Source organism: Okeania sp. SIO2F4, from assembly GCF_010672385.1.
Taxonomy (GTDB): Bacteria; Cyanobacteriota; Cyanobacteriia; order Cyanobacteriales; family Microcoleaceae; genus Trichodesmium.
This window is the reverse complement of record NZ_JAAHGT010000757.1, coordinates 1-4819: the sequence shown is the minus strand read 5'-3', so window position 1 is coordinate 4819 and position 4819 is coordinate 1. Positions and strand designations below refer to the sequence as shown.

Below are 4819 nucleotides of genomic sequence, written 5' to 3'. Positions count from 1 at the left end.
TAGGTTAATAGAGGTTTAACCCCCTAATTATACACATTTAGAAGCTGATAGGTGAGTGCTGAATGCTATTAAGTTAGAGTTTGCAAACTTCCTTATATTTTTTCACCAACTCAATACCAGCTTGAGTCATTTTTTCTCCTTCATCTTCTAATTTTTCTAGAGAAGTAAACCCAAAACGTTGAGCATCCCGTAAAGTTCTAGAAACTACTAAAAGACGACCGCAAAATACTAACGCCCAACCAAATCCTTCATGGTTGATACTAATAACTACTTGCATAATTTGATTAGTTTCTAATTCAATGCTAGTAGCTATTGCATTGTAGAATAACTTAATCCGAGCTAAAGTCATCGGATCGACTTCATTTTCGGTGGAAATCTGGCGCTTTTCTTGCTTGCTAACAACGTAAGGCTTGAGAATTAATTCAGGAGACCAAGACTTATATACTCCATAGGAGTCTTGAGCTTGAACTGCTCTAATTAATTCCTTAATAAAAGGAGCAGAATAAATGTCAGTTGTTGTTGTTGTTGTTTCTGTTTGAACTGTCATAGTTTTATACCTCTTCAAGTACAGCTTCTAAGTCAGATTCGGAAGTTTTTTGTAAAGCTTTCCTTAACCAAGGGGGAGGACTTCCTTTTAATGTTTGTACCAATCTGTCAAGAACTTCAGTAATAGTTTGTTCTGCTGAAGTTGACTTCATGGGAGTAACTTTTTTGTTGATTAAACGACCTGCTGCGGGACCGCCAATTTCTAACACATAAACTATTGTGCAGTCGAGTAAAGCTGCTACTTTGGCATGAAGTTTTTCTAGTTTATCTTGTTTGGGAGCATCTTGATCTAGATTACCACCAAAAGTTAATGGTTCTAGAACTTCATATCCTTTGTCATCAACTTCATATAAAGCCATTTGTTTAGAAGAACCAAAATGACCATCTATATGAACTAAATCAGTGGTTGCAAATGCAACTTTCATTGTTTTTTTCCTCCTTGTTGTATGTACCAAATAACTAATAGTAAACTGCCATTAGTTCTTGATAACAAGCTTGTTTTGAAGCGGTGCAGAAACCAGGTTTTTCAAGAAAAGTTCCTAGAAGTTTGTAGTTGGGCTAAAGCCCTCAAATCTTGATATTTTGGGCTAAAGCCCAACTACCAGCCTAATAAACCCGGTTTCTTGTTTCTAACTTATTAACAATAATGAATAATCATTACTGTGAATTTTTGATTCTTCTTGCTCTAAGAAAGAAGTGGTGTAGGAAGCAGGTTTTTCAGGAAAGCTCGTAGGGGTTTGTAGTTGGGCTTTAGCCCTCAAATCTTGACCTTTTGGGCTAAAGCCCAACTACGAGCTTAATAAACCAGGTTTTTTGTGTCTAACTTATTGACAATAATGAATAATCATTACTATGAATTTTTGATTCTTCTTGCTCTAAGAAAATATTACCAATGTCAAATAATAAGTTCATCGTACCACGATAACCAACATAACAACGTTGACCATTACCGAGGCGATCGTGAATTGGCATTCCCATCCGATATAGAGCAATACCTAACTTCTCAGATATTAGCTTACCATGAGAATTGGTAATTAGTAAATCTGAACCTGCTGCTACTTCTTCCAAGTCTCCCAAGTCCCCAATTATCACATTTTCTGTGGGTAATTTTTCTAGTAATGGCGATCGCGTAGTTGTTACGGCAGCTTTAATATCTGCCCCCATTTCTCGTAAAAACCAACTTGTTGCCCAAAGTAAATCTGGCTCCAAAGCAATAGATATTTGCTTATGACCAAAATAGAAGTGAGTATCCAACATCGCATCCTGTAACTGCCGACGTTGGCGTTGGTACTTCTGAGGCACTTCGCAACCCCGGTCGAGATGAGGATCTGTACGAGACACAATTATCTGAGACAATTTTAACATGAAACTGTCTACAGCACCCAAACCAGTCAACCGAGGGAATACTTGATATTGAGTACCAAATTTTTCTTGCAATATCTGAGCAGCATTCCGCAGACTTTCCCCAATAACAAAGGTGAAAGCTGAATTACATAAATTACGCAATTCCTCTATTGTAGTACCACCTGAACTCGTCGCACTATAAATATCATCAATTAAATGTCCGTCCAAAGACTGAGATATATCTGGTACAACTATGGGAATTAAACCAAAGCCTTCCACGATATCTTTAACTTCCTGCACATCTCCAGGAGCAAGACAAGAACCTGCTAAAATTGTAATGAAAGGTTTTTTAGTTTCAGTGGGAATAGGTTCGCCATAATCATAAGCTACTATACGTTCTACTGTAGCAGCAAAACCGTCCTGAGCAGAACCCTTATAATCTGGAGTAGAAACATTTAATATGGGGAACCCATCTAACTCTGGATGGTCTTCCCTAAATTTCTTGAGAATGCGTTCCATGTCATCGCCCCTGGTTTCAGTTAAACCAGTGGTCAACAAACCAATAACTTCTGGTTTAGACTTCTCAACCTGAGTGAGCAGAGCTTTATCAACGTTATCTTCCCCTCCCAAAATAGTTGTCACTTCACTCATAGCAGTGGTAGACAGGGGAATAGCTTCTTGGAAATGATTTACCAATAATACTTTAGCAAAAGCAGTACAACCTTGAGTTCCGTGGAACATTGGCATCATGCCTTTAATTCCTAAATAAGCTAAAGCTGCACCTAGAGGTTGACTTAGTTTCAGAGGATTTGTGGATAAGGATTTTTTGGGAACGCTTACCTGTGCAGGTGGGTTATTAGCTAGACTAGGTAAAGTTTCTACCTCCAAGACATTATCCAACTGACAATCATCTAACCAAGGTGCTGGTTGTCTGACTTGTTCCCAAACTGGACTATGGAGAGCTTCATCTAATTCTTTTGCCATTTCAATCATCCCATGATATCCGGCGTAGGGATGGTGGCGTTCTTGGTTAATGTGTAAAAATGGAATTCTTGCTTTCAGGGCGGTATATTGGTTACGACCTCCTGCGATGAGCATATCAGCTTTAGTGTCGGCAATGACTTTCAGCAAAATTTCGGCATTACCCTTTTCTAGCAAAATGCCATCCTTACCAAGCAACTTTTTGATTTTGGCTTTATCCTCTTCCGTACTTTTCTTGGTGCTAGTAGCAACCACATCCATTCCTAAATCTTTAGCTGCGGAAATAATAGACCAACTTTTCACCCCACCTGTGTAGAGTACAACTCTTTTACCTTTGAGACGTTGGCGATAGGGTTCTAATATTTCTTGGAGAATAGCTGTTTCTTCAGCAATGAGTTTTTCTGTCCGCTCTTTCAAGTCATCATAGCCAAGTTGAGCTGCTATATTTCTGAGGCAGTTATTAATATCGGCAACACCATAAAATGATTCTTCAATGTAAGGAATGCCGTATTGTTCCTCCATTTTCCGTGCCATGTTGATCATTGCTTTAGAGCAGATCATAACGTTGAGTTTGGCACGGTGAGCGTAACAAACTTCTTCGTAGGTAGCATCTCCTGTGATTTTTGACAATACCCGAATGCCGAGTTTTTCAAACAAGGGTAGCATTGCCCACATTTCACCAGCAATATTATATTCACCAATTAGGTTAATGTCGTAGGGTGTAGTAAATTCTGGCTCGGAAGTACCAACTACATGGTCTAATAATGCTTCTGCACTAACCCGGTTGCCAAGATTTTTGCTACCGATGAAACCAGGAGAGTTAACAGGAATGACCGGAAGTTCTAATTTTTTTGTAGCGACTTTACAAACTGTTTCTAGGTCATCTCCAATTAAGGAAGTAACACAGGTGGCGTAGACAAAAATGGCAGGAGGTTGATAACGTTTTTTTAATTCAGCGATCGCCCTCAATAATTTTTTCTCACCGCCCATGATAATGTCATTTTCACCCATGTCGGTGGTAAAACCCATTTTGTAGAGATGGGAACCGGAGGAAAGACTACCACGAGTTCCCCAGGAATTACCAGAACAACCTAAAGGTCCATGAACCAGGTGAGCTGCATCTGTAATGGGTACAAGGGCAATGCTAGCTCCGTCAAAAGCGCAACCTCCTTGAGCTGCTCCGGGTGACGCTTGTTGATTACAGCCTTTCTGTTTTTTATCTCCGTTATTTTTGTGATGGTTGTGTTCGCAACCAGGCTCATTCAATAGTTCGGCAACTTTGCCTGGGGTCATCATAGCCATGTTATTAAGTCTCTTTTTTTATTAACTACTATGGGGCGGGTTATGGAGTATCTAATCTTAAGAATGACAAATTTTTATTATTGGTTTTGTATAGAGGTTATCATTTTGTAGGTTGGGTTGAGGTGCTCACACAGATTATGCCACGGATGCACAGATTAAGTAAGCGTAGGTTGGGTTGAGCAACGAAACCCAACTTTGTTTGTAGTAGGACTTTAGCCCTCTCTATCTTAGTCCAGTAGGGTGCGTTAGACGGCTATAACTACCAGGTGTGAAAGCCATTTAGCAGTCCGTCGTAACGCACCATTTTAGATTTGTCTGTCCACTATCAAATTTTTACAAATCAATTTATCAGGACTTACGCACTGACGCTATCGGTAGGGGCAATTCATGTTTGCGGAGCATTCCGTAGGAAATTGCCCCTACAAAAAACACAATTTACATATCTTTATGCATAAGTCCAGTTATTAGAGATGGTGCGTTACGCTTTCCTGCGGAATGCTGCGCAAACGCTAACACACCCTACTAGACTGACTAATATGATGTCCGGATAATATTGACATCCTCCCGACGCTGCACTTGCGTGACAGCGCGGGATTCCTAACCATCGCGCTATTTGGGCTTTCTGCTGCCTCTTGCAGAGGAGCTG

The 4819-nt window shown here is 40.0% G+C and carries 3 protein-coding genes; all 3 read right to left on the bottom strand.

The features are described 5' to 3' along the window. Window positions 1–73: 73 nt before the first annotated feature. The gene (locus F6K22_RS32080) at window positions 74–547 is read right to left on the bottom strand and encodes a NifX-associated nitrogen fixation protein (protein ID WP_293107630.1); all 474 of its coding nucleotides are present in this window, start codon (window positions 545–547) and stop codon (window positions 74–76) included. Window positions 548–551: 4 nt separating this feature from the next. Beyond that, a complete protein-coding gene (nifX, locus tag F6K22_RS32075; RefSeq protein ID WP_293107628.1) occupies window positions 552–971 on the bottom strand; it encodes a nitrogen fixation protein NifX in 420 nt (139 codons plus the stop codon). Window positions 972–1365: 394 nt separating this feature from the next. Beyond that, window positions 1366–4173 (bottom strand): bifunctional nitrogenase iron-molybdenum cofactor biosynthesis protein NifEN, encoded by a 2808-nt coding sequence (locus tag F6K22_RS32070; protein ID WP_293107626.1) that lies wholly within the window; start codon window positions 4171–4173, stop codon window positions 1366–1368. Window positions 4174–4819: the final 646 nt, after the last annotated feature.

Bases quoted from the DNA above. Each gene is read 5' to 3' on its own strand.
- F6K22_RS32080 (WP_293107630.1), bottom strand. From the start codon at position 547: ATGACAGTTCAAACAGAAACAACAACAACAACAACTGACATTTATTCT.
- nifX (WP_293107628.1), bottom strand. From the start codon at position 971: ATGAAAGTTGCATTTGCAACCACTGATTTAGTTCATATAGATGGTCAT.
- F6K22_RS32070 (WP_293107626.1), bottom strand. From the start codon at position 4,173: ATGGCTATGATGACCCCAGGCAAAGTTGCCGAACTATTGAATGAGCCT.